Below are 26,704 nucleotides of genomic sequence, written 5' to 3'. Positions count from 1 at the left end.
CTTGGTACGAGGAGTATGACGGAGTCCTGGACGAGAAATCGGGAGTGATCTCCTTCCCTCCGAACTCTCTCCCTTCGTGCCACTTCCCATGCCAGATCTGCGAGACCAAAGGGAGGGGCCATGTTCGGCGCTATCGCACCGTTCATACCCGTGACGATGCTTGACCACAACTTTCCAAGGGCGGCTAAGACCAGCATCTCTCAGGAAAGTGACCAGACTTCGAACCCACAGGATCTGTCACCAAAAGAGGCCCCTTCCGTAGGGGCCTCAATGACGTCATCTTCACCACTCAGTCCCAAATCCTGAACTTCAGCGGAATGTTCCTCTCGTATTCGATCGAAGCGTCTAGCACGCTTTCACTGTCCGTTGGGTCCAGTCCACCGGAACCGAGGAGACTGAATTCCTCAGCCTCTGTCTGCCAGTCTTCATAGATGCGGGCAGGGGGCCCACCTCGCACCCATCCTCGATGTTGCTTAACAAAATTCCGTGCCTCTTCCATAACGCTCCCGCTCACTTAAGGACTCCCCCCTCGTTTATGTAACGAGAGTAGTGAGCGTTGTCGGCATCGCTTCGCTTCTGCTCAGAGGTACGAGTGTCTTCCCGGTCAGCCTTGGACTTAGCGGAGCGGTTGGCGTAACTCTCCAGTTCGTCATCCGAAAGCTGGGCCTTAGACCACTTCCGAATTCCGTCGCCCGGAACTGTAGTCGACTGAAGGTGGGCGATGGCCTTTTCTGTAGTGATCGGCTTCTCCTCCTGAGTGAAGGGGTCCATTCCGCCTCGGCCTAGGTTCACCGGCCGGACGAAAGCCACTCCATCAGAGTCAGCGAATGCGTCCGGAAGCTTGCCGATAACAGACGCACGAGAATCCAGAGCAGTGCGGAGAAGTTCAAGAGCCTTGACGGCATCCTGAGTGCGCTTGCTGATCTCCTTGTCAGCCCACTTCCGGTAATCGGCACTCGCGTACCTCTCCAGGTATGCGGCATCCAGCCTGGCCCGGCTTTCGTGGGCCACCTTTGCGCCAACCGTGATCGCATTCTCAAGCTTGTTGAGCTGCTTGTGCAGCGGTCCCAAATCCTGATGCTCTACCGGGTCGGGAATCTCCGCACCGGCTTTTACGGCTTGCACGAGTCGAGTTTGGTAGTCGGCTTCATCCCGATTCCGACGCACGACCTTGTCTAGATAATCAACGTTCTGGATCTCCCACTCAGCGCTAGCTCGCTCGACGTACTCAAGCCGTCGATTCAGATCCTTGCCCGCTTCCGACACTGCGGAATCGTCAGTCTCGTGCTTAACGAATCCTCCGGGGAGTGCCGGAGCCTCGAAGGTAGCTCGGTAAGTCGGATCGCTCTTTTGCTGCAATTCCTGTTCGAGCTGATCGATGCGGTTTCGCTCGTAAGCGACGTGGGCCATGTTTACCGGCTGGGCCGAATAAGTAAGGTCCGGGATGTCGCTCAATTGCTGAGGCATGTACGTAGTCATGTCACTTCTCCTTGATCTCAGCGGCCAATTCCGCTACTCGTTCGTCCTTCAGTAGTGCATGCAGCTCATTCTTGAACCTCGCCCTTGCCCGCCGTTCGAGCTTGAAACGCCGGAGCCAGCCTCGGATGCCTCGCTCGACTATCCCGAGGCAGTCACCGGTAAGGGCCTGGACGGCGATTACGGAGCCTGTCTCAGTCTGGACGTATGCAAACCCGACTGCCGACCCGTTAGCCCCAGAGGGAAGCTCCTGGACGGCATAGCGGAGTACCTGAGCCGAATGGGTCAGCTTGACCGGGATCCTGTCTGAACTCTTTTCAAGGGCGGGGGCCCGGTAAAACACCGCTCGGTTCGTTGTCTCAAGTAGGGTGAACCCTGGCTTACTCGTCACCGGCATATCCGTTCTCCTTGTTCATTGCTCTTGCTCCTATCGCTTCGTGCGAGTCCGCTTATGGTGGCTCTCCCAGAGTCGGTTGTACTCACGGAAACACTTTCGACACCACCTCTGGTGGCCATCAGCGAAGGCACTTCCCCGGTTAAACTCGGACAGGTCCTTCTTCGCTTCACATCGCGTGCACTCCTTCATGCGAATCACCTCCTTTCAGATTCTGGCCTGAATGATTTGGGCCACAGAAAAGGCCCCGACAGGAGGAGCCAACCAAACCTGTCGAGGCCATCTCTCGGATGCATGCAACTGAACAACGAACGGAGCCCAAACCCTCTAAGAGAAGAAGGGGCCAGCCGAAGCCTTGAGAGAGGTTAGCGACTAAGATCCCTTCACCTTCTCTGAATAAACACGACACAAATTTCTAGCCCCCAGCCGGCTGGGCCCCTAAAAAAATGCCCCCGCTGGCTAACGAACACGGCAGGGAAGGTTCCTGGACTTCCATACGTGCCGGAATTGCTCGTACTGGTCGATGCTCTTACCGCCCTCTGATGGATTGCCAATCCACACAGCCTTTGGCTTGGGCTCACCCTTAGGCCGGTAGCTCAGGTTTCGGTGTCGGCCAGCAGTGATCCCCTGTCGCTGCATACGCCTACGCCGGGCCTCGGCATCCCTCTGATGTCCAGGGCAGTACTTCCGGGGCCGACCGGCCTTGCGGGCTTCCTGGAGGCCGTACAGGGCTTCCAGGCATCCATCCCACTGGCAGTACTCCTGCACTTCGGGAACGCCGGTTACCTCCAGGGCGTAGCCGCTGTTCTCAGGGGTTCCCGACTGGAAGATGTCCGAGAGGGCCAGTCCTTCGTCATCGTGGCCCCAGAGCCAATCGGCGGCCCCGTCGGCACCGACCGTGAACCGAAGCCAGGTATCACAGCGGTCGCGCTTCTCCTGGCCGTACTCGGGGTCGTTCTCGGCAAGCCACTGGTCTACCTCGGTGTCAGTGATCTTTACGTTCGTCATGGGTTGGCTCCTTCGATAAGGCTGACAGTTAGTCAGCTGCATACTTCAATGGTGATCCGTCTGAGGATGAGATCCCTATAGAGGCCAGCTCTCTCCGCTGGCCGATAAGGCATAACGGGAACCTCAAAGGTTCCCTTGCATCTGAGGTATGGATATCTACTTGGCCGCCAAACAGCGGCCATAGCTGCTCGACCCCTCAGTCGAGCTATCCCTATCTATCTCCAGTTGTAAGAACTAGAACTCCAAGGTTCTAGTTCTCCAAGGTTATTAATGTCCAAGGTTATGGGGGAACTTTTTGGTCAGTGGTTGCTCTGGGACAGTTCCTCTGACCGGTCCCAGAGGTCATCGAAGCTGTGCCCGTGACCGCATGACGGCACGGTGAGCCAGTAAATATCCGGCTTCCCCTCTCCCCGTTCGGTGGCGTACCGGTAAAGCCAACCGGCCTCCCTGCACCAATCCAGATCCTTCCGGATTGCACGAGGAGTCTTCTTGGCAGCAGCAGCCAGGATTGTTTGCCGCTGCTTGGAGTCCTTGCCGGTACCCCAGTCGGCGAACCGAGCCACTGACCAAAGTGCGGCCATCTTCGACGGCGGGATACCGGGGCACCCCATGACTTCCTTCTCCCATTCGGACTTAGGCCAGGGGTTCGGATGCCTCTGCCTTCCCTTCCCCGAGGCTTTCTCGGGTTCAGCGGGAGTAGGTACCGACTCGACCTTTTCAGGATGCGAGACAGGCTCCTGTCGATTCCGGCAGTACCGCTCCCCGATGGGCCCAGTGCCGTCGGCATTCTTGCTATGCATCCCGTCCCAGAGATCGTGGGTATCACAGTGGTCGCAAGGGTTGTTCATGTGTTGGCTCCTTGGGCATGAAAAAAGGCACCGGCCGCGATGGCTGGTGCCTCAGATAGGTGTGTCGGTCAGGCGAACAGTTTGGAAAGGTTGATGTCGAGTGTCTGGGCATTAAAAAAGAGCCAGCATCGTTTGATGCCGACTCGTGAGTCAGGGGTGAAGATGGTCATCGAAGGTCGACCACGGCCGAACGAATACTGATTGGTTACCAATCCGATTCAAGCGGCACGCTTACCTGCCGAACCGGGTTCCTTTAGGGAACTCAGTTCATCCCCATCAGGAGTACAGAACGACGGGTGAAGAATATTGGGCCGTGATGGCCCGTAATTCGAAGCCTTCCAGGGGTCGCCCCTCTGCATAGCTACTTGACCGCCGTGCCGACTGAACCAAAGTCTTTGAGTGACTTCAGTTCATCCCCACCAGGAGAACGGCACGGCGGGTGAATAGCGTCACAGACGGGCGTCCACGACCGAAGGAGTAATTAGTGGACATCATGTCCGCAAATTCCTGACCTGCAATGACTCGCAGACCATCGGTTTCCAGCTCCTCCCACCTAGGTGTGGAGGTTTGTTCCAGCGGGTTGTGGCTCCTTCCGTGCTCCTAATTTCAACTGTACGGGACATGTTGATGTCGATTCAAGAGGGAGTTCTGTGATCCGACTCTCAGACTTATTTAGGTGTCCCTCTACCTAACTAACTAAGTAAGGGGGAGGGCGAGCAAGTAGCAATGGCTGTCCATGAGTTGAGGCCCTGTGCCAGGGAGTACGGTCATCGGCATGGAGAGCACAGAGACGACACAGCAGATCGGCCCCTGGACCGTGCGGGCCGTTTGGACGGAGGCAGGCCCGTTCCCCTCGGAGCTGCACATCACAACCGGCAAGTCGGGAGCCGCCGAGTACGGCATCACGAACTCAGTGCTTCGAGAGGTGAAGCTCATACACCCGAATCCCCCAGAGTCTGCATCCGCTATGAATGCGGCTCTCGATTCGCTACGGATAGTGAGGGATTATCGGAGTGATGGAAAAGATTCAATAGATGACGACTACCTCAAAGCTCTGTCCGCCGCTTATGCGGCAATGAGTAAAACAGGGGCCACGGAGCCGGCCGAGAGGATGTCGTATTTCCTGCCGGATGATGTCCGCACTATTGAGAATCACTTGGATAAAGCTAGGGAGCTGGGATTCCTCGAATAGGGATAGGGGGAGGGGACCCCTCTCTTCGACTGGAATCGAGTAGCCGGATGGGTGCTCAGTAAGACCCCTGGGGGTCGGCTCTGGAGTCGGCCCCTTCGGCATGTCTGGGGTAGTGGGTTGTCGGCAAGACCCCCGGGGGCCCGCGTCTCCCCCTGCCGCCCTCTCAGGGCCTCCCCGGCATCCAACACCTGACTCCGGGGGTCTGAGCCGCCCAGGGGTGCCGTTGTGGCCCGTCCTTCGGTACCGGCCGTCGACCTATGGCGAGTGGCTTCGGTCTGCCTTGTCGACAACGTCGTGAGCTTTGATCTGAACGACTGAGAGAAGAGAGCGAGAGTGCCAGCCCGAAGGCTGCGAGAAAGGCGCTTAGACAAGCGCTCAGGCTGTTTGTCGATGATGTCGACGGAAGCTTTAGCAGCACTCGTTTCGTGGTGTTGCTGAGAGTGTGCGTGAGTTCTCATATGTGTGCCAGGGGGTGCGGGGGGGTCCGGATATCTGCGTCACACTGCTCGGGACGTCATACGGTCTTCCATCCTGTACGAGTCTCCGTGGATTTGAAAGCCGTAGACGAGAGGTCATTTTGGGTGTGTGACCACAATCACGTGCCCTTGGTATTACTGGGCAAGAGGCATCTTTTGCTGCATCTGTCCAAATGCTGGATTCCTTATTTTTCGTGAGGACATTCGTGCGGGCATGAGAAAGCCCCCGGCTCGACACCGGGGGCTTCTCTGGGGATCAGGCCGTCTGTTCAGCCTGCTTCAGTAGTGGGAGTGCTCGGAGGTCTTCCACCGACTCAGCGATGCCGTCTGGGGCCCCCATCATCTGAAGGTAGGCGGCGTGTACGGCCTTGTCGTACTCCTTCGAGTCGAACTGGTTCTCAGAATCGGCGGCGGCCGCGTCACTGGTCATGTCGCCGATCACTGCGAAGAATGCTTCTCCCTCGGATTTCACGGGCAAGATGCGGAACCCTGCCCGCCGGAGGAAGGGCCCTCGCTCCTGCCATCCCCGGAGTCCTGCCCACATCTCGCCGTACGTCTTACCGGTGCCCATCTCTTTCCAGTACCCGGAAACGAAGGGTTCCTTTTCCAGCGTCGCGAGTTCTCCCGAGTTGGTTTCCTGTGCTGCTACCAGGCTGGAAATGACAGTAGCGGAGGCAGCCTGGCCGATTGCGTCAGTCAGATTCGAGATTGATGCCTTTAGTTCCTTAATGCGCTTCCTGTTGTTCTTGCCTGGAATCCAAGTGCGCTCGATCATCTCAGTTTCGCCGTATCCCTTGAGGAACCTTTCCTCCAGTTCGTTGAGAACAACATCTTGAGGCCAGGTGGGTTGGAATCCACACGAGGTGCCGTTCAGGATTCGAGATCCACACCGGAATACGTGGTACGCCTTAGTGGTGCCGTCCTTGCGGGCATTGTTTCTGACTTCCGGGTAGAGGCGGCAGCCGCACGGACAAAGCGCGAGTCCTGAAATCGGATTGGTGTTGCCTCTGATGCCACTTCGATTCTTTCCCATGTTTTTCAATGCGTCCTGGAGGCGGTCAAACTCTTCATCTGTCAGGATCGGGTCAGCCCACCTGACATCCATCCCATGTTCTTTAAAGGACTCACCGTTATGCATGGCCAGCCCCTTTACGGCTGGCTTTTTCAAAATCGCTCCGAGGTTACTGGAGGACCACTTGCTTCCCCTGATCTCCGGAGTGAGCCCCTTGGTAATCGCCGTTTCGCTCCGCTGGTAATCCTTCGGAGTAAGGACTCCGCGCGCGTTCCAGTCGCGGGCAATCTTGCCGAGTGACCATTCGTCGTTGATGATCCGCTCGTAGGCTTCTCGGACCAGTTCGGAAGTCACCGGGTCAAGAAAGAGCTTGAACCTTTCTTTTCCTTCATGGCTGACGCGCACCGGCCGGTAGCCGAATGGCCATGTGCCGCCTGCCCAAAGTCGCGCCGCCCTGAACGAGACGTTTTGATTTATGCGCTTCTCTGAGATTGCCTCTCGGTATGCCTGGGCTTGGGATGCCTTGATATAGGCGACCACTCGGCCTACGCCGGTGTGGATGTCCAGTGCAGGATCATCGAGACAGATGATCTCCTTGCCGCCCTGGTGGCATCTCTCGGCGAATGCTTCCCAGTGAGCCTGGTTTCTCGTGATCCGGTCCAAGGACGTGACCATGATTGCGTCCCACTCGTGCCACAGTGGTTGCTTCATCCACTTGCCCAGCTTGGGCCGGTCATCAAGGTTGATCTTCCCGGACACCGTGGCGTCCACCACGTCGTCCACGACGATGCAGCCGGTGCCCTTGAGGGCTTCTGTCTGCTGCTCCTGCTGGCGGTCCAACGAGCTACTTGACTCGGTGTCGCGGCTGATGCGGCGGACGCGGAGCACCCGCATACCTGTCTCCAGCTTGTACAACGCCCTGGCTCCCTTACCTCAACCGTGTGTGCCTGCGGAGCCAGTCTAGGCGCGTGTGGAAGAAGTCTGAACCCACGAGTGGATCAACTTCCCCTGGAGCGTGCTCCCTCCGGTACGCAAGGCCGGCGAGCCGATCACTCCGTCGAAGGACGCGCTCTGACAGGTCCGACAGGTCCAACGGGATGCCGTGTCTGACGGGTCTGACAGGTATGGCAGGTCTGACACGGCAGACCGGAACGCTGGAACGCGAGAGGGGCTCCCGGCCTGGTGCCGGGAGCCCCTCTCGTCTGTCGTCTGTCTGTCTGCGTGGGCCTCTGCGTGAGCCCTGTACGGGAAGCGCGGAGGCCGCTAGAACGTGCCCAGCTTGATGATCGACAGGATCGCGATCAGCTGAATGGATGACGCGGCGAGGGCCTTGGGCCACGGGAGGTCGTGGGACTTGCCGACCATCAGCGTCAGCAGGGCGCCCGCGGCGACCCAGGTGATCCAGCCGAGGAGCTTGACGAAGGACGCGTCGCCGCCGAGGAACATGGCGAAGAGCAGCCGCGGGGTGTCCGTGATGGACATGATCAGCATGGAGAGGCCGACCGTGGGCTGCCAGGCGCCGTCGCCGCCGAGCTGGCGGGCCAGGCTGTGGGTGACCACGCCCAGGACGAACGTGCTGAGGACGAGGGCGACGGCGGTCGTCAGCACGATCGGCACGGCGTTGGAGAGCGTCGCGCTGATGGCGTCCTGGCGGGCGCCGTCGAAGCCGAAGACCGCCAGCAGGCCGTAGAGGAACGTCACGATCAGGGCCGGGGCCCACATCGTGTAGTCGCGCATCTGGAGGAAGGTCCGGTTGGGGGCCGTCACGATGCCCTTGAGCAGGTCCTTCCAGTGCAGCCGCGGGCCGACCGGTGGCGCGGCCGCCTGGCCCGCACGGTAGGTCTCGCCCTGGTTGTACGGGTCCTCGCCGATCGAGAAGGCCTGGGTGTGGCCAGGGCTGTTCGCGGCGTACGGGTCCGGGCCCTGCTGCGGGTGACCGTCGCCGAAGTACTCCGGCTCGCCGTGTCCGCCGCCGTGCCCGCCGCCCTGGGGCCAGCCGCCCTGCTGTCCGCCGCGGTAGGGCTGACCGCCCTGCTGTCCGCCGTACGGCGGCTGTCCCCCGTACTGCGGCTGCGGCGGCGCGGGCGGATAGCCGTACGGCTGCTGCCCGCCTCCCTGGGAGGACGGCTGCCCGCCCCCCTGGGGGGACTGCTGCCCACGTCCCTGGGGTGCCTGCCCGTACGGCGATTGTTGTTGCGGTCGCGCTTGCGGGGCACGGTTGTCCCGGCCGCCGCGTCCGATCCTGAATCCAGCCACGTTATCGAACGTACCTGGTCCCGAAGAGTGACGTGCCGGGCCCGGGGCAACGGGCCGGGCATTGGGTCCGAGCTGTGACATCCCCTAAGGGGCACTCCGGGCGGCCCTTACGGGAGCGCTTGTTCGACGGAATGCGCGGAGAGCGGGGAGGGTCGGGACCCCGGAAGACAGTAAAGAGGGGGCACGCCGGGCCCGTGAGCGGTACGGGCCCGGCGTGCGGGGAGAGGGGCCACCCGGGGACGGGCGGCCCCTCGGGGCGAGTGGCCTGGTCGCCGCGCGAGCATCGGTTCGAAACTTCGACTGTTCGAAACCTCGACCGTACGAAACAACGTCGACCGTATGAAACGACTTCGGCTGTTCGACAGTTCGGCCGTTCGGGGGTGACCGGGATCAGCCCTGGGAGTGAACTCGGTCAGTCGGCGAAGATGGCGCCGAACTGCGGGGTGCCCGACGTCGAGACGCCCGACGTGCTCGGCGAGACGGTGCGGGAGCCGGTGGTGGTGATCTTGCTGCCGTTCGAGGGGAGGTACGTGACCGCGCCGTTGGCGGCGTTCTCGTACGAGCCGACGAGCAGGTCGGCCTTGCCGTCGCCGTTGACGTCGTCGAGCTTGACGTCCGCGCCGAACAGGTCGCCCTTCTCGTCGTTGCCGGGGACACCCGCCGTGCTCTGCGCGAACGCCTGGGTGCCGGAGGAGACGTTGACGCCGGTCGCGGAGCCGTACAGGACGGTGACCATCCCCGTGTTGGTGACGCCGTCGATGTCCTCGTTCGGGGTCGAGACGACCAGGTCCTGGTAGCGGTCTCCGTTGACGTCGCCCATGTCCAGGTCCCAGCCGAAGGCGTCGCCCTTCTCCGAGGTGCCCGGGACGCTGCCGCTGTTCTGGGTGACCTCGGTCGTGCCGGCCGGGCCGGACGCCGAGCCGTAGGTGATGTTCACCTGGCCGCCGTTGGAGGCGTCCGGGAGCTCGAGCCCGTCGTCCGTGGTGGCGTCCCAGCCCGCGCCGCTGACGATGTCGCCGAAGCCGTCGCCGTTGATGTCACCGACGGCGGTGATCATGCCCGGCTTGAGGGCCTTGGCGGACGCCACGCTCAGACCGCTCGCGGTGCCGGGCACGTAGTAGTTCGTGTTCCAGCCGATGTCGGTCTGCGTCTCGAAGCCGTCGACGATCAGGTCGGTCCTGCCGTCGCCGTTCACGTCACCCGCGGTCAGGCTGAGCGGGCCGTAGGGGTGGTCGTTGGTGCCCGACTGGATGGGGGGCTTGATCGTCGTACGGGCCCCGGGGGTGCCGGCCGTGCTGAAGCCGCCCTTGTAGACGTAGATCGTGCTCGCGGAGCTGCCGACCGCGAGGTCGGCCTTGCCGTCGCCGTCGAAGTCGCCGGCGGCCAGGTCCTTGCCCCAGTAGTCGTGCGAGGAGGGGGACGGGTCCGGGACGTCGACGCTCTTGCCGGTGAGGCCGCTCGCGGAGCCCCAGAGGATGGCGAGGGCGCCGCCGTTGGTGTCGGTGCCGACCTTCTCCCAGGGGGAGGCGACGGCGAGGTCGTCGTACCCGTCGTTGTTGAAGTCGGCGTACGCCGTCTCACCGCCGAAACCGTCCCCGGCCTCGGCGGTGCCGGGGACACCGGTGGTGTTCTGGCTGATCGTGGAGCGCTTGGCGGACGACACGCCGGTGGCGGTGCCGTAGAGGGCGACGATCTGGCCCGCGCCCGAGTGACCGCTGACGTAGGCGCCGTGCGCCGAGACGGCCACGTCGCCGATGCCGTCGCCGTTGAAGTCGGCCTGCGGGACCGTCGTGGAGTCCGCGGCGGTCGCGGTCGCGGCCGAGAAGGTGAGCAGACCGCCCGTCAGCGCGGCAGCCGTTGCCGTCGCGAGGGCGAGTCGCACGTGGTGCGGGTGACGCATATGCATGCGGGATTCTCCTGCGGCATGCGGGGACGCTGGGCGCGCGTCCCCTGTCAATGGGATCCGAGCGTCTGTGTTCGCCTGGAGTTGTACGGCAGTTCACTGACTGATCGGCGAACAGGAGACCGCTGGTGGCAGGTAAGGGTTGTACGTGAGTTCGGTTTTTTTCGCTCTCGGGACACGGCGACACCCCCGCGCTCCGGAGAGCACGGGGGTGTCGGTCGTACCGATCGGATCAGGGCGGCCGGCTGCGCCTGACAGCCGGGTCAGGCGGCTGGGGCGGACAGCCGGGTCGGACAGTCCTGTCGGACGGCTGGGCCGGCCGGGGCCGGCTACTTCACCGGCTCGGGCTCCGGCTCGCTCTCCGACTCGGCCGCGCCCGCCGGGGGCTCTTCCTCGACCGGGGTCCTGACGGAGTCGAGGAGAAGCTGGGCGACGTCGACGACCTGGACGGACTCCTTGGCCTGGCCGTCGTTCTTCTTGCCGTTGACCGAGTCGGTCAGCATGACGAGGCAGAACGGGCAGGCGGTGGAGACGATGTCGGGGTTCAGCGACAGAGCCTCGTCGACACGCTCGTTGTTGATGCGCTTGCCGATCCGCTCCTCCATCCACATCCGCGCGCCACCGGCACCGCAGCAGAAGCCGCGTTCCTTGTGGCGGTGCATCTCCTGCTGGCGCAGGCCCGGGACGGCGGACATGATCTCGCGCGGGGGCGTGTAGATCTTGTTGTGGCGGCCCAGGTAGCACGGGTCGTGGTAGGTGATGAGCCCTTCCACCGGAGTCACCGGGAGCAGCTTGCCCTCGTCGATGAGGTGCTGGAGCAGCTGGGTGTGGTGGATGACCTCGTAGTCGCCGCCGAGCTGCGGGTACTCGTTGCCGATGGTGTTGAGGCAGTGCGGGCAGGTGGCGACGATCTTCTTCGCCGACTTCGGCTTCCTGGACTCGGGGGTGGTGTTGCCCTCGTCGTCCGTCTCCTCGCCGAACGCCATGTTCAGTGCCGCGACGTTCTCCATGCCGAGCTCCTGGAACAGGGGCTCGTTGCCGAGGCGGCGGGCGGAGTCACCGGTGCACTTCTCGTCGCCGCCCATGATCGCGAACTTGACGCCCGCCATGTGCAGCAGCTCGGCGAAGGCCTTCGTCGTCTTCTTGGCGCGGTCTTCCAGAGCGCCGGCGCAGCCGACCCAGTACAGGTACTCGACCTCGCTGAGGTCCTCGATGTCGCGGCCGACGACGGGGATCTCGAAGTCGACCTCCTTGGTCCACTCCAGCCGCTGCTTCTTGGCCAGCCCCCAGGGGTTGCCCTTCTTCTCCAGGTTCTTGAGCATCGTGCCCGCCTCGGACGGGAACGCGCTCTCGATCATCACCTGGTAGCGGCGCATGTCGACGATGTGGTCGATGTGCTCGATGTCCACCGGGCACTGCTCGACGCAGGCGCCGCAGGTGGTGCAGGACCACAGGACGTCCGGGTCGATGACGCCGTTCTCTTCCGCGGTGCCGATCAGCGGGCGCTCGGCCTCGGCGAGGGCGGCCGCGGGGACGTCCTTGAGCTGCTCCTCGGACGCCTTCTCCTCGCCCTCCATGTTCTTGCCGCCGCCGGCCAGCAGGTACGGGGCCTTGGCGTGCGCGTGGTCGCGCAGCGACATGATGAGGAGCTTGGGGGAGAGCGGCTTGCCGGTGTTCCAGGCGGGGCACTGCGACTGGCAGCGGCCGCACTCGGTGCAGGTGGAGAAGTCGAGCAGGCCCTTCCAGGAGAACTGCTCGACCTGGGAGACGCCGAAGACGTCGTCCTCACCGGGGTCGGTGAAGTCGATGGCCTTGCCGCCGCTGGTCATCGGGAGCAGCTCGCCGAGGGCGGTCGCGCCCTTGGCGTCGCGCTTGAACCAGATGTTGGGGAAGGCGAGGAAGCGGTGCCAGGCGACACCCATGTTGGTGTTCAGGCCGACCGTGATCGCCCAGCCCATGGTGACGCCGAGCTTGATCATGGCGGTCAGGTAGACCAGGTTCTGCAGCGTTCCGTAGCTCAGGCCCTTGAAGGCGGCGACCAGGGGGTACGAGGCCCAGTACGCGGCCTCGTAGTGGTCGACACCGTGGATCGCGCCCTCCAGGCCGCGCAGGGTCATGATCGCGAGGCCGATGACGAGGATCACGGCCTCGACGAAGTAGGCCTGGCCCGTCTTGGAGCCGGCGAAGCGCGACTTGCGGCCCGGCTTCGACGGCCGGTTCAGCTGGCGGACCGCGATCAGCACGATGATGCCGAGCGTCGTGAACAGCGCGATGAACTCGGTGTAGAGCTCGTACGGGAGCCAGCCGCCGACGATCGGCAGCGTCCAGTCGGCCTTGAACAGCTGACCGTAGGCCGTGACGATCGTCAGGCCCAGGGTCAGGAAGCCGACGGCCACGAACCAGTGCGCGACGCCGATGATCCCCCACCGGTTCATACGGGTGTGGCCGACGAACTCCTTGGCCAGCGTGACGCTGCGGGCCTTCCAGTCGTCGGTGCGGCTGCCGGCGGGTACGGGCTGGCCGAGCTTGATGAACCGGTAGATCTGCGCGACGGCCCGCGCGATCAGCGCGACGCCGACCACGGTCAGGACCAGCGACACAATGATCGCGGCGAGTTGCATTCGGGGGCTCCTCGGGCCTGCGAGGTGTTGCTTCGAGAGTGACCTCGAAGGTGATTACTAAGCGGTAACTTATGCAGTCCGTCTGAGACTACCCACTTCCTCCGCCGCACTGTAGCCAGAGGTGCGGTGATCTGCGTCGCTGAGGGAAGCCTGAGTGGCCGTGCGGGGGCCGGGCAGAAGGTCCGGTTCGCCCAGGGGCGGCAGGACACGTAAACCCGATCGTGTTATTCACCCAATACTGTGACAATTACCCCTAAATTGGCGACGTGCTGTACGGAATCACGGCCGCCACCGCCGCTCTGCTCCTGACCGCCGCGCTCGCCGCGCTGCTGCGGTCGCTCTCCCTGCGCTTCGGCGCGGTCGACGGAACGGGGCTTCCCGCGCGCCGGGCGAAACCCCGGGCGCCCGGGAGAGGGCGGCCGGTCCCCCTGCTCGGCGGGGTGGCCGTGGTGGGCGGGACGGCGCTCGTCGGCTGGGCCGGGGACTGGACCGGCGCCGCCCCGCTCGGGCCGGAGGCCGGACGGCTGCTGGTCGCCGGGATCGTGGTCGCCCTGCTCGGCCTGGCCGCCGATCTGCTGCCCGTGCCCCCCGTGGTGTGCGCCGCCGGTGTCGCGGTCGCCGCCGCGCTGACCGTCCCCTATGACGAACTGGGAATGCCCGCCGGGGCGCTGGCCGTGGCCTGGATCGTCTTCGTCACGCAGGCCTTCCGCTCGCTCGACCACGCCGACGGGGTGATGGGGACGGTCGGCGTCATCACCGCGTTCGCGCTCAGCGGGTGCGCGGCCGCCGAGATCATGGACGGGCTCGCGGCGCTGCTCAGCGTGCTGGCCGCCGCCCTCACCGGCTTCCTGATGCACGGATGGCCTCCGGCCCGGATCGCGCCGGGGCGGTGCGGCTCGCTGTTCGCCGGGTTCGTGCTGGCCGCGGCGGTCGTTCAGGTGCACGCCGAGCGGCCCGCCGGGCCCGGGTTCGGCGCCGGGTTCGCGCTGACTGCCGTGGCCAGTGCCGACGCCGTCCTCGTCCTCGTGTCGCGGCGGCGGGCGGGGCGGCCGTTGCTGCGCCCGGCGCAGGACCATCTGGCGCACCGGCTGCGGCGGGCCGGGCTCACCCGGCAGGGGGTCATGGTCGTGACGGGGCTCGCCGCGTTCGCGGGTGCGCTCGTGGGGCTGCTCATCGATCTCGGGTGGCTGGGGGCGGGAGCCGCCTGGTGGCCGGCCGGTGCCGTGGCGCTGGTCGCCGTCGTGGGGGCCCTGCGTCCGGGACCCCGCCCGCGCCGCCCGCATCCGCATGCGATCCCCGCGCCCGGGGGACCCGCCCCGAGATCTCTGGGCAGACCCGGACGGCCCCGTCCGGAGGCTCCGGGGCCGGTGAAGGTGCACTGACTCTGCGCGAAAGGAGCAGGTCAGAGCCGCCATGCGTGTAAGGAGCGGATAAGAGTTGAGCCCCTGAGGCTCATGTCTGTTGACCGGGAGGCGGGTGTCGTGCACACTTGAGTCCGTTCCACTCAAGTCATTGTTGGAGGAATTGAAATGGCACGTGCGGTCGGCATCGACCTGGGCACGACGAACTCGGTCGTCAGCGTTCTGGAGGGCGGCGAGCCCACCGTCATCACCAACGCCGAGGGCGCCAGGACCACGCCGTCCGTCGTCGCCTTCGCGAAGAACGGTGAGGTGCTCGTCGGCGAGGTCGCCAAGCGCCAGGCGGTCACGAACGTGGACCGGACCATCCGTTCGGTGAAGCGTCACATGGGCACGGACTGGAAGATCGAGCTCGACGGCAAGAGCTTCAACCCGCAGCAGATGAGCGCCTTCATCCTGCAGAAGCTGAAGCGCGACGCGGAGGCGTACCTGGGCGAGAAGGTGGCCGACGCGGTCATCACCGTCCCGGCGTACTTCAACGACTCCGAGCGTCAGGCGACGAAGGAAGCCGGTGAGATCGCCGGTCTCAACGTCCTTCGTATCGTCAACGAGCCGACCGCCGCCGCCCTGGCGTACGGCCTCGACAAGGACGACCAGACGATCCTCGTCTTCGACCTCGGTGGCGGCACGTTCGACGTGTCCCTCCTGGAGATCGGTGACGGCGTCGTCGAGGTGAAGGCCACCAACGGTGACAACCACCTCGGTGGTGACGACTGGGACCAGCGCGTCGTCGACTACCTGGTGCAGCAGTTCCGCTCCGGTCACGGCGTGGACCTCGCCAAGGACAAGATGGCGCTCCAGCGTCTGCGTGAGGCCGCAGAGAAGGCCAAGATCGAGCTGTCCTCGTCCACCGAGACCTCGATCAACCTGCCCTACATCACGGCCTCCGCCGAGGGCCCGCTGCACCTGGACGAGAAGCTCACGCGCGCCCAGTTCCAGCAGCTGACGGCCGACCTTCTGGAGCGCTGCAAGACGCCGTTCCACAACGTCATCAAGGACGCCGGCATCCAGCTGTCCGAGATCGACCACGTCGTTCTCGTCGGCGGCTCCACCCGTATGCCCGCCGTCGCCGAGCTCGTCAAGGAGCTGACCGGTGGCAACGAGGCCAACAAGGGTGTGAACCCGGACGAGGTCGTCGCCATCGGCGCGGCCCTCCAGGCCGGTGTCCTCAAGGGTGAGGTCAAGGACGTCCTGCTCCTCGACGTGACCCCGCTGTCCCTCGGTATCGAGACCAAGGGAGGGATCATGACCAAGCTCATCGAGCGCAACACCACGATCCCGACCAAGCGCTCCGAGATCTTCACGACGGCCGAGGACAACCAGCCGTCCGTGCAGATCCAGGTCTACCAGGGCGAGCGCGAGATCGCGGCGTACAACAAGAAGCTCGGGATGTTCGAGCTGACCGGTCTGCCGCCGGCCCCGCGCGGTGTCCCGCAGATCGAGGTCGCCTTCGACATCGACGCCAACGGCATCATGCACGTGACCGCGAAGGACCTCGGCACGGGCAAGGAGCAGAAGATGACCGTCACCGGCGGCTCCTCGCTGCCGAGGGACGAGGTCGACCGGATGCGCCAGGAGGCCGAGAAGTACGCGGACGAGGACCACGCCCGCCGCGAGGCCGCCGAGACCCGCAACCAGGGCGAGCAGCTCGTCTACCAGACGGAGAAGTTCCTCAAGGACAACGAGGACAAGGTCCCCGGCGACATCAAGACCGAGGTCGAGGCGTCCGTCGAGGAGCTGAAGGCCGCGCTCAAGGGCGAGGACAGCGCCGAGATCCGCACCGCCACGGAGAAGGTCGCCGCGGTCTCGCAGAAGCTCGGCCAGGCCATGTACGCCGACGCCCAGGCCGCGCAGGCCGCGGGTGGCGACGCCCACGGCGCCGAGGCCCCGAAGGCCGACGACGATGTCGTCGACGCCGAGATCGTCGACGAGGACCGCCGGGACGGTGCCGCGTGACGGAGGAGACCCCGGGCTACGAAGAGCAGCCCGACGTCCCTTCCGGCGCCACCTCTGACGACGCCGAGCCGCAGTCCGCCACCCCCTCTGCGGAGGGGGCGGCGGCCCCGGACGGGGACGCAGCAGCACAGTTGGTCGGCCTGACGGCCCAGCTGGACCAGGCCCGCATGGCGCTCACCGAGCGCACCGCGGACCTCCAGCGGCTCCAGGCCGAGTTCCAGAACTACCGCCGCCGTGTCGAGCGCGACCGGATCGCGGTCCGGGAGGTCGCCGTCGCGAGCCTCCTGACCGAGCTCCTGCCCGTACTCGACGACATCGGCCGCGCGCGGGATCACGGCGAGCTCGTCGGCGGATTCAAGTCCGTCGCCGAATCGCTGGAGACCGTCGCGGCGAAGATGGGGCTCCAGCAGTTCGGCAAGGAGGGCGAGCCCTTCGACCCGACGATCCACGAGGCCCTGATGCACTCGTACGCGCCGGACGTCACGGAGACGACGTGCGTGGCGATTCTGCAGCCGGGGTATCGCTTCGGCGAGCGCACCATCCGCCCCGCGCGGGTGGCCGTCGCCGAGCCGCAGCCCGGGGCGCAGACGGTCAAGGCCGAGGAATCGGCCGAGGCGGTCGAGGACAAGGAGAGCGGTGGCCCGGACGAGGGCTGAGCTTGAACGGACGAGGGAGGAGGGACGTCGGGGATGAGCACCAAGGACTTCATCGAGAAGGACTTCTACAAGGTCCTCGGCGTCCCCAAGGACGCCACCGAGGCCGAGATCAAGAAGGCGTACCGGAAGCTCGCCCGCGAGTTCCACCCGGACGCCAACAAGGGCAACGCCAAGGCCGAGGAGCGCTTCAAGGAGATCTCCGAGGCGAACGACGTGCTCGGCGACCCCAAGAAGCGCAAGGAGTACGACGAGGCACGCGCCCTCTTCGGCAACGGTGGCTTCCGGCCGGGTCCCGGCGCCGGCGGCGGCAACTTCAACTTCGACCTGGGTGACCTCTTCGGAGGCGGCGCCCAGGGCCAGGGCCAGGGAGCGGGAGGAGCCGGCGGCTTCGGCGGCGGTATAGGTGACGTCTTCGGGGGCCTGTTCAACCGCGGGGGCGCCACCACGGGCACCCGTACGCAGCCCCGGCGCGGCCAGGACATCGACACCGAGGTCACGCTCTCCTTCACGGAGGCGGTGGACGGCGCGACCGTTCCGCTGCGCATGACCTCGCAGGCGCCCTGCAAGGCCTGTTCGGGCACCGGCGACGCGAACGGCACACCGCGCGTGTGCCCGACGTGCGTCGGCACCGGCCAGGTCGCCCGCGGCTCGGGCGGTGGCTTCTCGCTCACCGACCCGTGCCCGGACTGCAAGGGCCGCGGCCTGATCTCGGAGAACCCCTGCGAGATCTGCAAGGGCAGCGGCCGGGCCAAGTCGTCCCGGACCATGCAGGTCCGGATCCCGGCGGGCGTCAGCGACAGCCAGCGGATCCGGCTGCGCGGCAAGGGCGCGCCCGGCGAGCGGGGCGGCCCGTCCGGCGACCTGTACGTCACGGTCCACGTGGACGCCCACCCGGTCTTCGGCCGCAAGGAGGACAACCTCACCGTCACCGTGCCCGTCACCTTCGCGGAGGCGGCACTCGGCGGCGAGGTGAAGGTGCCGACCCTGGGCGGCCCCCCGGTGACTCTGAAGCTGCCGCCGGGCACGCCCAACGGACGCACCATGCGCGCCCGGGGCAGGGGCGCGGTCCGCAAGGACGGCACGCGGGGCGACCTCCTGGTCACCGTCGAAGTGACGGTTCCCCAGGACCTGTCCGGCAAGGCTCGTGACGCTCTGGAGGCGTATCGCGAGGCGACCGCGGGTGAGGATCCGCGGGCGGAGCTGTTCCAGGCCGCGAAGGGAGCATGACGGAGCCATGGACACGACCGGTCGTCGACGCAACCCGTACGAACTGACCGAGGAGACTCCGGTCTACGTCATCTCGGTGGCGGCCCAGCTCTCCGGACTGCACCCGCAGACACTGCGTCAGTACGACCGGCTCGGTCTGGTCTCCCCCGACCGCACGGCGGGCCGGGGCCGTCGTTACTCGGCCCGCGACATCGAGCTGCTGCGCACCGTCCAGCAGTTGTCGCAGGACGAGGGCATCAACCTGGCCGGCATCAAGCGCATCATCGAGCTGGAGAACCAGGTGGCCGCGCTCCAGTCCCGTGTCGCGGAGATGGAGTCGGCCCTCGACGGCGCCGCGGCCGCCATGCGGCAGCGCGAGGCCGCCGTGCACGCCTCCTACCGCCGGGACCTGGTCCCGTACCAGGAGGTCCAGCAGACCAGCGCGCTGGTGGTGTGGCGCCCCAAGCGGTCGCCCGAGTAGGACCCGGACACCCCGAAGGGGCCCGGAGGCCGATGGCCTCCGGGCCCCTTCGCATGCCGTCACATGGTCAGCGGCCGACCATGACCTCGACGGAGGAGGCCGACTCGCCCACCCGTCCGTAGGCGTCCACCGCCCGGACCGCGACGGTGCACGGGCCCGTGTACGGCGGGGTCCAGGAGAGGGTGTCCGACGCGGTGAACCGGGTGCCGCTGAAGCCGCAGGCGCCGGAGACGTCCCAGGAGTACCCCTTCAGCAGCCGTCCCTCGTCACCCGTCCCGGGCCGCACGCCGACAGTGATGGGGAAGCGCGTACCCCCTTCGGAGACCACGCTCAGCCGCGGCGCGGCGGGTCCGGTGGCGGTGGCCGCGGTCAGCCGGTCGACGGCGGCCTGCCCGGAGGGCGCCGACTCGGCTCCCCCGCTGTCGACCGAGGCGACGTAGTAGAACGCGGCGCCCTTCGGGGCGGAGGTGTCCTCGTAGGAGGCGGCCGACGCTCCGGCGCCGCCCAGCAGGGTCCAGGCGCCCTGAGGGCTCGTACGGCGGTAGACGTGGAACCCGGTGACCTGCGCCTCGGGATCGTCCGCCGGGGTCCAGGTGACGTGGGTGGAGGCGTCGGCGGGCGTGCCCACGGGCGCGGACGGCGCGGGCGCCGTGGACGCCTCCGGGCGCGTGACGGTCACGGCGTCGGAGACGGGGGAGATGTTCCCGGCGCCGTCGACGGCCTGGACGGTGTACCGGTAGCCGGTCCCCACCGGCGCGACCGGGTCCGTGAAGGACGTCCCGAACACGGGCTGGGGACCGTCGGGGTCGCTCTGTCCGAGCGGCGCGCCCCACACCTCGTAGTGGTCGACGTCCTTCGAGGAGGCCTGCCACGTCAGGACGTTGCCCGCGGTGGTGCCCTCGGCCGACAGGCCGGTGACGCGCGCCGGCGCCGTCCGGTCGACGGTGGTCACCGGGCGGTCCGTCGTGCCGGCGGACTCGTTGCCCGCCTTGTCGTAGGCGCGGACCTCGTAGTAGTAGGTGTCGCCGGTCATCGGGAGGGGCGCGTCGGTGTACGAGGTCGCGGTCGTGGTGGTCAGTCGCGTCCACGTGGTGCTGCCCTTGAGGCGGCGGAGGACGCGGTATCCCGCGAGGTCCATCTCCTGGTTCTTGGACCAGGAGACCTTCGCCCTGCCCGTGGCGGAGTCGTACGTGGCCGAAGAACCCGTGGGCACAAGCGGCTTGATCTTGTCGGCACCGGGGGAAGTGGTGGGTTTGTAGGCGAAAGTGACGTTTGCCTTGCCTGTCCAGTTGACGAAATCGACGCGCAGTGTGTGTTTTCCGGACGGAATGGTGAGGTTGACCGTTTTTGACTGAGTGGCCGAAACGTTCTTCCAGAGGTCGACTTTGCGTGTGTCGTCCAGATAGGCCCGTATTCCGTCCTGGGCCGAGAGCGGGAGGGTGAAGGGGCCGCCCGAGCCGAAGTCGCGGGTCACCGTCCAGCGGACGCCGAAGTTGTCGGCGGGCAGACCCGACGCGGGCGCGCCGGAACCCCAGTTCTGGTCGATCGCGGAGTCGCAGTCCGTCTTTTTCGGAGTGCCCGAGAATGCGGTGTTCGCGTAGAACTGCCGCTTATAGAAAGGCGATGTGCAGTTGGTCACTGCGGAGGCGGCTGTGCCGACTGCCGTGAGCGGTCCGCCCGCGATGGCGAGCACGAGGGCCGAGGAGAGGGCGCCCTTCGTGCCGGTGGCTCTGGTCATGCGTTCCTTCTGTCTGCCTGATCGTCAACGGTGGTTAAAAATCCGTTGACGATCACGACTCCCACGCACGGGAGTTGGTTGTACCTGTGAATGACAGAAGGTGAAGCTGAGGGGATTGGTGGAAGGATGGGCGTAGTCTTTTCCCGTCGTGTTCACTTGTGGAACACGAAACGCCGTTGCCATCTCGTTAAGTGATTACTCCTTGACGCTGAGGTGATCGCCGCGTTGGCTTTCAGCCACCTGGGTCGCAATGCTGCAACCTCGCCCGGAAGGCACCTGATGTGAACACTCGTAACACCGGCCTCCGCCGTACCGTCATATCCCTGGCGTCCTCCGCCATGGCCGTCACCCTCTCGGGCTGCGGCATGGTCGGACTCGGCGGGAACGGCACCTCGGCAAGCCCCACGAAGGGCGACGACATCAAGGTGGGCCTGCTCCTTCCGGAGAAGGAGAACACCCGTTACGAGAAGTTTGACTACCCGATCATCCGCGAGCAGGTTCAGAAGCTCACCGATCACAAGGGTGACGTCGTCTACGCCAACGCCGAGCAGGACGGCGCCAAGCAGCTGCGTCAGATGCAGCAGATGGTCGACGACAAGGTCGACGTCATCCTCGTGGACTCGGTGGACTCGGTGACCATCGCGAAGGGCGTCCGCAAGGCGAAGGAGGCCGGTATCCCGGTCATCGCCTACGACCGTCTGGCGCAGGGTCCGATCGACGCGTACATCTCCTTCGACAACGAGCTGGTCGGCGAGGTCCAGGGCAAGGCCCTGGTCGGCGCGCTGGGCACCAACTCGGCCTCGAAGAAGATCGTCATGATGAACGGCTCGCTGACCGACCCGAACGCGGCGCAGTTCAAGGCCGGCGCCATGTCCGAGCTCCAGGACAAGGTGATCATCGCGAGCAAGTACGACACCAAGGACTGGGACCCGGTCAACGCCAAGGCCAACATGGAGAAGTCCATCCAGGACATCGGTCTGAGCAACATCGCCGGTGTCTACGCCGCCAACGACGGCATCGCGGGCGCGGTCATCGACGCCTTCAAGGCCGCGGGCGTCAGCAAGGTGCCGCCGGTCACCGGTCAGGACTCCGAGCTCGTCGCCGTGCAGCGGATCATCAAGGGCGACCAGTTCATGAGCGTGTACAAGTCGTACCCGCAGGAGGCCAGCGCCGCCGCCGAGATGGCGGTCGCCCGGGTCCAGGGCCGTTCGATCGAGTTCGACGCGCTCACCCGCGACAAGGTCAGCAGCCCCACCAACAAGGACATCCCGTCCCAGCTCGTGCCCGTGGTGGACCTCACCACGGACAACATCGAGAACACGGTCGTCCAGGACAGCATCTACACCGTCAAGCAGATCTGCACGGCGCCCTACAGGGCGGCCTGCAACTCGCTCGGCATCAAGTAGGACGTCCGCCCGGCTGTCTCGTGACCGAGGCGGCGGGCACGGACCAGCACGGTTCCGGCCCCGGCTGCGGGTGCGCGCCATGAGCGCGCACCGGCACCCGGGGCCGCTCCGTGTCCGCCTGGGCGGGCACCCAGGCGGACACCTTGGCGGCTACTCCGGCTGGCACCCAGGCTGGCGCCACGGCGGCCACTCCGGCAGACACCTCGGCTGGCGCCCAGGCAGACACCTTGGCGGCTACTCCGGTCGGCGCCTCGGCGGGCACCCTGGGCGGCGCCTCGGCGGCCATTCTGGCGGGCGCCCAGGCGGACACCTCGGCGGGCACTCCGGGTGGCGTCTCGGCGACCACTCGGGCGGGTACCCCGACCGGCGCCCTGCGCGACCGACCCGCCCCGCCCGGCGCCTCCCTGCGCGACGGGCACGGGGCCCGGGCCCGGACGACCGGGTGGCGGGCGGCCCGGGGCCCGTCAGGGGACCTGTGCGGCCGTCTGACCGCACGGCACCCGCGCGCCCTGGCCCGGGCGCGCACCCGGACTTCCCGCGCCCCCCTGGGGCCGTACGCGCCGATCCGGCATGATCCCCGCATGCCCTCGATCGTGTTGATGTCCGACCCGAAGATCGCCGCGATACCCGTCGTGGACTGTGGCGAGCCGCTCCTCGACGTACGGACGGAGGACCCGTTCCCCGTCGACGCCCGCAGAGGCGACGACACCGGGGCGTACGCGCATCTGCGCGAAGGGGTGCTGAACCGGCTCGTGGCGGCGGGGGACCTGCTGCCGGACGGTGTGCGGCTGCTGTTCGTCGAGGGCTACCGCCCGCCCTCGACGCAGCGGCTCCACTTCGACCGGTACGCCGCCGGACTGCGCGCGGACCACCCCGAGTGGGACGCCGGGCGCCTGCGCGACGCGGCGAGCCGCTATGTGTCCCCGCCGGAGATCGCCCCGCACAGCGCGGGCGCCGCCGTCGACCTCACCCTCGTGGACGCCGACGGCCGGGAACTGGACATGGGTACGCGCGTGAACGCGAACCCCGAGGACAGCGACGGCGCCTGTTACACCGCAGCGGAGGGCATCGGCGGGACGGCGCGTGCCCACCGCCGGCTCCTGGCCGACGCGCTGACCGCCGCGGGCCTCGTCAACTACCCGACCGAGTGGTGGCATTGGTCCTACGGCGACCGTTACTGGGCGCTCGCCACGGGTGCCGCTCACGCGATCTACGGTCCCCGTGAACTTTCTGTCACGGCCGTCGGCCCCTCGTAGCCTCCGCTTCGGCGTCCGCGGCGTGGCCTTCGGCTCCGGGGACACCATCCGTGCCATCCCAAGTTCCGCGATAACAAAGGTAGTTGTGCCTCGGGCGCCGAGGCCCGGCCGTGGCCCGGCGTGCTCACACGGGCCGTTCCGCGATGCGGCGGACGTCCGGGTGACACCCCCTTCAGCTTGTTGCAGCGAGTGCGGTGGAGGTCGTGCTTTATGCGGATGGGACGGGGCGAACGGACGCCGCTGGGTGATACAGCCTTGTTGCGATGCAGGACGCGTCCGCGCATAGTTGCGCTGCGGAGGACGCCCTGACGCGGGGCTGCACGCCAGGGGTTGGAGCTGGAGCCAGGGGTGGGAGATGGCCGGGCACGGGACGGACAGGCATCCGCACGGCGCTGACCGACTGTGCGATGCGGGCGACCGGGTGTACTCCCGGGCCGTGCGGCGTGGCCGGGTGCCCCGCGAGGACGCCGAGGCGGTGCCCTGCCTGCTGGAACTGGCGCTGCTGCACCCCGATCCGGACGACATGGGCTGGCTGGTGCCGACCTCGCCCCAGGAGGTCATGACCCGGCTCCTGCGCGGTGTGTACGAGGAAGTCAGCGCGAGCCAGGCGCGGGTGGGCGACGCGGTGTCGGCCTTCGAGTGGTACGCGGGCCTCGGCGGCCGGGTGCGGGCGCCGGCCGAAGGGGTGGCGATCCGTGTCCTCGACGGGCTGCCGCGGATCCACGCCGCCATGGACAAGGCGACCGAGGAGTGCACCCGTGAGGTCCTGACGGTGCAGCCGGGCGGCATCCGGCGCGAGGACGAACTCGTCGAGGGCCTGCACCGGGCACTGGAGATGCGGCGGCGCGGGGTACGCATGCGCGATCTGTACACCCACGTGGCCCGGCACGGCCAAGGCCTGTTGAACTACATGGAGTTGATGGGCGACGCGGCGGAGGCCCGTACCCTCGACGAGGTCGTCGAACGGCTCATCCTCTTCGACCGCACGGTCGCCTTCATCCCCGCGAACTCCGACCGCACGATCGCCCTTGAGCTGCGCCACCCGGCGCTGGTCGACTACTTGGTGACGGTCTTCGAGCGGCTGTGGCGGCTGGGAATCCCGCTGACCTCGCCGATGCCCGCGACGGGCATCGAGGGGATCACCCATCGGGAGCGGTCCATCGCGGCACTGCTGGCCGAGGGCCACCAGGACGCGGTCGTCGCGGAACGCCTGGGCATCAGCGTGCGGACGTGCCGGGCGCACATCGCCCGGCTGTCGGAGACGCTGGGCGCGGCGAGCCGGACGCAGTTGGGCGTGCGGATCGCTCAGGCGGGGCTGGACGGGCCTCAGCGTTCCCCCGGACTCGAGGCGGTCACCGTCGCGGAGGTGGTCTCGGGAGCCCCCGCGGTCCCCGACCGCGGATCCCCGACCGGCCGTTGAGGACGGCGGGCCGGGTCCGGCTTCCACCGCCCGGGGAGACGGGGCCGGCGGTCTGACGGCAGCCGGGGTCACTCCCCTCCCTCGGGCTGGTCCAGGAGTCCCGACTGCGCTATCAGGAAGCCGAGTTGAGCCCGGCTCCCGCTGCCGAGGGCGGAGGCCAGCTTGGCGATGTGGGCGCGGCAGGTACGGACGTTCATGCCCAGGCGGCGGGCTATTGCCTCGTCCACGTGCCCCTCGATGAGCAGTTTGGCGATGGAACGCTGTACGCCGGTGATGCCGTTGGGGCCGACATCGTTCGGGACGTCCTCGGTGAGCGGGACCGCGCGCTGCCAGAGCTGCTCGAAGACCTTGCTCAGGTACAGCACCAGGCCGGGGTGACGGAGTTCGAGGGCGACCCGCCGGTCGTCGCTGGCCGGTATGAAGGCGACGGTCCGGTCGAAGATGATCAGCCGCTCGATGAGTTCCTCGAGGGTGCGGACCTGGATCCGGCCGCCGGATATGCGCTCCACATAGGCGAGCGTGCCCTGGCTGTGCCGTGCGGTGTGCTGGTACAGCGTGCGGATGCGCACCCCGCGGTCGGTGAGCGGCCTGTCGCGCTCCAGCGCCTGCATGAGGGCGTCGGCGGGGCGGCCGCCGCCCGGCTGGATCGTCAGCATCTCCGTGTGACACTCGGCGGTGGCCGAATTGAGTGCCGCGTTGATCCGGTCGAATCCCTCAAGGACGGTGATCGCGTGGATGCTCGCCGCGCTCTGCGTGCTGATCGCGATGAACGGATCGAAGGAGTCGGTCAGTTCGATCGCCAGCCGCCGGCGTTCCTGGATCTCCCGTTCCAGGGGCTGAAGGCGTTGGGCGAGCGCGACGGACGGCGGAACGGGGCGCAGCCACTTCTCGTCGTCGGGATCGGGATGAAGCAGTGCGAACTCCAAGAGGCAAGGGGCTGTTTCCACTTCGACCCGAGTGATGCGGCCGGAGTGCAGCGCACTGGCGTAAAGGCGTGCTCCTTCGTCACACAACGTGGTGACAGCGTGGGGATGTGTCGGTTGTGAGTTCTTTGTGGTCAAATCTCCACCCCCCAGGGTCCTGAACGTGCAGGAACATGATGCATCGCTCCTGTGGCATTGACGTGCCTGAATGAGCCATCGTCTGTGACGACGGGGGAGAAGATTCCATCAAGTGAGGACGAAGCCGACTATGCGAGCGAGATTGCTTGGTTCAGTGCTTGCCGCAGTCTTCTCTGTCGCTGTGGCGTCCGGCGCCCTGGGGGGCTCGGGTCTTGATGCCGGGGGTGCCCGGACGAGGGCCGCCCTGGACAGCGGTTGGACCAGCGTGAAGGCGACCGCGGCGGACAGCGGCTGGACCGCTGTCGAGGCGGCGGTCCAGGGTGACAGCGGCTGGACCCACGTCGAGGCGACGGTCCAGGGCGACAGCGGCTGGACCCACGTCGAAGCCGCCGTGGACCCGGGCGACAGCGGCTGGACGATCATCCCCGCGGGCGCAGAAGCATGACCATTCCCCCCGACGACCGCTCCTTCCGCCGAGAAATGGCCACCGCCTACCGATCCGGCTGGCACTTCATCGACCTGGTCACCGCCATCCCCTACAGCGGCGACTCGCTGATGGTGACCGTGTTCGGGGAGCCCGTCGTCGTCACCCGCGACGACGACGAGGACGTACGGGCCTACCGGTGTCTGCGGCGGCCTCGGGGGGCGCCGCAGCCCGTCCGGTGCGCCATCCGTTACGGAATGATCTTTGTGAACCTCGACCAGCGTGACCACCAGCTGGCCGGACCGGACGTCCCTGACGTCGAGACCATCGCAGCCACCCCCCGCAGTGCCTGACGCGATTCCCCCGTCGTAGTAGATCGCGCAGGTACTTCCCCCCGCAGCGGGGGGGGGGGGGGGGGGGGGGGGGGGGGGGGGGGGGGGGGGGGGGGGGGGGGGGGGGGGGGGGGGGGGGGTGGGGGGGGGGGGGGGGGGGGGGG

General features: G+C 66.6%; 21 protein-coding genes and 1 pseudogene. 12 read left to right on the top strand and 10 right to left on the bottom strand.

The features are described from left to right. Positions 1-510: 510 nt before the first annotated feature. From ACZ6KY_RS29990 to ACZ6KY_RS29975, 4 genes are all read right to left on the bottom strand, one after another. Positions 511-1,479 carry a hypothetical protein gene (locus tag ACZ6KY_RS29990; RefSeq protein ID WP_469313393.1) on the bottom strand — a complete coding sequence of 323 codons (969 nt, stop codon included), beginning with the start codon at positions 1,477-1,479 and terminating at the stop codon, positions 511-513. A gap of 1 nt (position 1,480) precedes the next feature. Beyond that, the gene (locus tag ACZ6KY_RS29985) at positions 1,481-1,873 is read right to left on the bottom strand and encodes a hypothetical protein (RefSeq protein WP_469313392.1); all 393 of its coding nucleotides are present in this window, start codon (positions 1,871-1,873) and stop codon (positions 1,481-1,483) included. A 456-nt stretch (positions 1,874-2,329) separates the two neighbouring features. After that, positions 2,330-2,878: a hypothetical protein gene (locus ACZ6KY_RS29980; protein ID WP_469313391.1), complete on the bottom strand. Its 549-nt coding sequence runs from the start codon at positions 2,876-2,878 to the stop codon at positions 2,330-2,332. 299 nt (positions 2,879-3,177) lie between these two features. Further along, positions 3,178-3,726, bottom strand: coding sequence for a hypothetical protein (locus tag ACZ6KY_RS29975; RefSeq protein ID WP_469313390.1), 549 nt, complete (start codon positions 3,724-3,726; stop codon positions 3,178-3,180). 775 nt (positions 3,727-4,501) lie between these two features. Between ACZ6KY_RS29975 and ACZ6KY_RS29970 the strand changes: the two genes are divergently transcribed. Continuing rightward, complete coding sequence (locus ACZ6KY_RS29970) at positions 4,502-4,918, top strand: hypothetical protein (RefSeq protein ID WP_469313389.1); 417 nt, start codon at positions 4,502-4,504, stop codon at positions 4,916-4,918. A gap of 732 nt (positions 4,919-5,650) precedes the next feature. On the opposite strand, the gene ACZ6KY_RS29965 is transcribed toward ACZ6KY_RS29970, so the two are convergent. Beyond that, positions 5,651-7,321: a recombinase family protein gene (locus tag ACZ6KY_RS29965; protein ID WP_469313388.1), complete on the bottom strand. Its 1,671-nt coding sequence runs from the start codon at positions 7,319-7,321 to the stop codon at positions 5,651-5,653. A gap of 70 nt (positions 7,322-7,391) precedes the next feature. On the opposite strand from ACZ6KY_RS29965, the pseudogene ACZ6KY_RS29960 reads away from it, so the two are divergent. Next, positions 7,392-7,481, top strand: a pseudogene (locus ACZ6KY_RS29960) (phosphoribosyltransferase); the annotation flags it as partial. A gap of 188 nt (positions 7,482-7,669) precedes the next feature. Here the strand turns inward: ACZ6KY_RS29960 and ACZ6KY_RS29955 are convergent. The 3 genes from ACZ6KY_RS29955 to ACZ6KY_RS29945 all read right to left on the bottom strand — a co-directional run bounded on the left by ACZ6KY_RS29955 (position 7,670) and on the right by ACZ6KY_RS29945 (position 13,186). Next, positions 7,670-8,743, bottom strand: a complete 1,074-nt coding sequence (locus ACZ6KY_RS29955; RefSeq protein ID WP_469313387.1) for a Yip1 family protein — start codon at positions 8,741-8,743, stop codon at positions 7,670-7,672. A 331-nt stretch (positions 8,744-9,074) separates the two neighbouring features. Beyond that, positions 9,075-10,568 (bottom strand): FG-GAP and VCBS repeat-containing protein, encoded by a 1,494-nt coding sequence (locus tag ACZ6KY_RS29950; RefSeq protein ID WP_469313386.1) that lies wholly within the window; start codon positions 10,566-10,568, stop codon positions 9,075-9,077. 326 nt (positions 10,569-10,894) lie between these two features. Continuing rightward, positions 10,895-13,186 (bottom strand): (Fe-S)-binding protein, encoded by a 2,292-nt coding sequence (locus ACZ6KY_RS29945; protein ID WP_469313385.1) that lies wholly within the window; start codon positions 13,184-13,186, stop codon positions 10,895-10,897. 266 nt (positions 13,187-13,452) lie between these two features. Here ACZ6KY_RS29945 and ACZ6KY_RS29940 point away from each other — a divergent pair, with 266 nt between their 5' ends. The 5 genes from ACZ6KY_RS29940 to ACZ6KY_RS29920 all read left to right on the top strand — a co-directional run bounded on the left by ACZ6KY_RS29940 (position 13,453) and on the right by ACZ6KY_RS29920 (position 18,903). Then, positions 13,453-14,568, top strand: coding sequence for an MraY family glycosyltransferase (locus ACZ6KY_RS29940; protein ID WP_469313384.1), 1,116 nt, complete (start codon positions 13,453-13,455; stop codon positions 14,566-14,568). Between the two features lie 147 nt (positions 14,569-14,715). Then, entirely contained in the window at positions 14,716-16,560 is a 1,845-nt protein-coding gene (gene dnaK / locus ACZ6KY_RS29935) for a molecular chaperone DnaK (protein WP_355846512.1), read from the top strand. Beyond that, positions 16,557-17,216 (top strand): nucleotide exchange factor GrpE, encoded by a 660-nt coding sequence (grpE, locus tag ACZ6KY_RS29930; protein ID WP_469313383.1) that lies wholly within the window; start codon positions 16,557-16,559, stop codon positions 17,214-17,216. Before dnaK ends, grpE begins: the two co-directional genes overlap by 4 nt. Positions 17,217-17,249: 33 nt before the next feature. Then, positions 17,250-18,443 (top strand): molecular chaperone DnaJ, encoded by a 1,194-nt coding sequence (gene dnaJ / locus ACZ6KY_RS29925; RefSeq protein ID WP_469313382.1) that lies wholly within the window; start codon positions 17,250-17,252, stop codon positions 18,441-18,443. Positions 18,444-18,450: 7 nt separating this feature from the next. Further along, positions 18,451-18,903, top strand: a complete 453-nt coding sequence (locus ACZ6KY_RS29920; protein ID WP_469313381.1) for a heat shock protein transcriptional repressor HspR — start codon at positions 18,451-18,453, stop codon at positions 18,901-18,903. A 67-nt stretch (positions 18,904-18,970) separates the two neighbouring features. Here ACZ6KY_RS29920 and ACZ6KY_RS29915 read toward each other — a convergent pair whose 3' ends face one another. Then, the gene (locus ACZ6KY_RS29915) at positions 18,971-20,641 is read right to left on the bottom strand and encodes a PA14 domain-containing protein (protein ID WP_469313380.1); all 1,671 of its coding nucleotides are present in this window, start codon (positions 20,639-20,641) and stop codon (positions 18,971-18,973) included. Between the two features lie 281 nt (positions 20,642-20,922). Here ACZ6KY_RS29915 and ACZ6KY_RS29910 point away from each other — a divergent pair, with 281 nt between their 5' ends. From ACZ6KY_RS29910 to ACZ6KY_RS29900, 3 genes are all read left to right on the top strand, one after another. Next, entirely contained in the window at positions 20,923-22,047 is a 1,125-nt protein-coding gene (locus ACZ6KY_RS29910; protein ID WP_469313379.1) for a sugar ABC transporter substrate-binding protein, read from the top strand. 581 nt (positions 22,048-22,628) lie between these two features. After that, positions 22,629-23,303 carry a M15 family metallopeptidase gene (locus tag ACZ6KY_RS29905; protein WP_469313474.1) on the top strand — a complete coding sequence of 225 codons (675 nt, stop codon included), beginning with the start codon at positions 22,629-22,631 and terminating at the stop codon, positions 23,301-23,303. Between the two features lie 355 nt (positions 23,304-23,658). Next, positions 23,659-24,723 carry a helix-turn-helix transcriptional regulator gene (locus ACZ6KY_RS29900; protein WP_469313378.1) on the top strand — a complete coding sequence of 355 codons (1,065 nt, stop codon included), beginning with the start codon at positions 23,659-23,661 and terminating at the stop codon, positions 24,721-24,723. 68 nt (positions 24,724-24,791) lie between these two features. Here ACZ6KY_RS29900 and ACZ6KY_RS29895 read toward each other — a convergent pair whose 3' ends face one another. Then, the gene (locus ACZ6KY_RS29895; RefSeq protein WP_469313377.1) at positions 24,792-25,784 is read right to left on the bottom strand and encodes a helix-turn-helix transcriptional regulator; all 993 of its coding nucleotides are present in this window, start codon (positions 25,782-25,784) and stop codon (positions 24,792-24,794) included. 181 nt (positions 25,785-25,965) lie between these two features. On the opposite strand from ACZ6KY_RS29895, the gene ACZ6KY_RS29890 reads away from it, so the two are divergent. Beyond that, complete coding sequence (locus tag ACZ6KY_RS29890; protein WP_469313376.1) at positions 25,966-26,229, top strand: hypothetical protein; 264 nt, start codon at positions 25,966-25,968, stop codon at positions 26,227-26,229. Next, positions 26,226-26,561: a hypothetical protein gene (locus tag ACZ6KY_RS29885; protein ID WP_469313375.1), complete on the top strand. Its 336-nt coding sequence runs from the start codon at positions 26,226-26,228 to the stop codon at positions 26,559-26,561. The genes ACZ6KY_RS29890 and ACZ6KY_RS29885 overlap by 4 nt, the downstream gene beginning before the upstream one ends. The last annotated feature ends 143 nt before the right edge of the window (positions 26,562-26,704 follow it).

This window comes from Streptomyces sp. NPDC042002 (genome assembly GCF_055588305.1).
This window is presented reverse-complemented; position numbering and strand designations above follow the sequence as displayed.

What these genes read in the sequence shown, in the direction of transcription:
- ACZ6KY_RS29975 (WP_469313390.1), bottom strand. Translation starts at nt 3,726, where the DNA reads ATGAACAACCCTTGCGACCACTGTGATACCCACGATCTCTGGGACGGG.
- ACZ6KY_RS29900 (WP_469313378.1), top strand. Translation starts at nt 23,659, where the DNA reads ATGGCCGGGCACGGGACGGACAGGCATCCGCACGGCGCTGACCGACTG.
- ACZ6KY_RS29945 (WP_469313385.1), bottom strand. Translation starts at nt 13,186, where the DNA reads ATGCAACTCGCCGCGATCATTGTGTCGCTGGTCCTGACCGTGGTCGGC.
- ACZ6KY_RS29885 (WP_469313375.1), top strand. Translation starts at nt 26,226, where the DNA reads ATGACCATTCCCCCCGACGACCGCTCCTTCCGCCGAGAAATGGCCACC.
- ACZ6KY_RS29980 (WP_469313391.1), bottom strand. Translation starts at nt 2,878, where the DNA reads ATGACGAACGTAAAGATCACTGACACCGAGGTAGACCAGTGGCTTGCC.
- dnaJ (WP_469313382.1), top strand. Translation starts at nt 17,250, where the DNA reads ATGAGCACCAAGGACTTCATCGAGAAGGACTTCTACAAGGTCCTCGGC.
- ACZ6KY_RS29905 (WP_469313474.1), top strand. Translation starts at nt 22,629, where the DNA reads ATGCCCTCGATCGTGTTGATGTCCGACCCGAAGATCGCCGCGATACCC.
- dnaK (WP_355846512.1), top strand. Translation starts at nt 14,716, where the DNA reads ATGGCACGTGCGGTCGGCATCGACCTGGGCACGACGAACTCGGTCGTC.
- ACZ6KY_RS29920 (WP_469313381.1), top strand. Translation starts at nt 18,451, where the DNA reads ATGGACACGACCGGTCGTCGACGCAACCCGTACGAACTGACCGAGGAG.
- ACZ6KY_RS29915 (WP_469313380.1), bottom strand. Translation starts at nt 20,641, where the DNA reads ATGACCAGAGCCACCGGCACGAAGGGCGCCCTCTCCTCGGCCCTCGTG.
- ACZ6KY_RS29970 (WP_469313389.1), top strand. Translation starts at nt 4,502, where the DNA reads ATGGAGAGCACAGAGACGACACAGCAGATCGGCCCCTGGACCGTGCGG.
- ACZ6KY_RS29950 (WP_469313386.1), bottom strand. Translation starts at nt 10,568, where the DNA reads ATGCATATGCGTCACCCGCACCACGTGCGACTCGCCCTCGCGACGGCA.
- ACZ6KY_RS29985 (WP_469313392.1), bottom strand. Translation starts at nt 1,873, where the DNA reads ATGCCGGTGACGAGTAAGCCAGGGTTCACCCTACTTGAGACAACGAAC.
- ACZ6KY_RS29955 (WP_469313387.1), bottom strand. Translation starts at nt 8,743, where the DNA reads ATGTCACAGCTCGGACCCAATGCCCGGCCCGTTGCCCCGGGCCCGGCA.
- ACZ6KY_RS29990 (WP_469313393.1), bottom strand. Translation starts at nt 1,479, where the DNA reads ATGACTACGTACATGCCTCAGCAATTGAGCGACATCCCGGACCTTACT.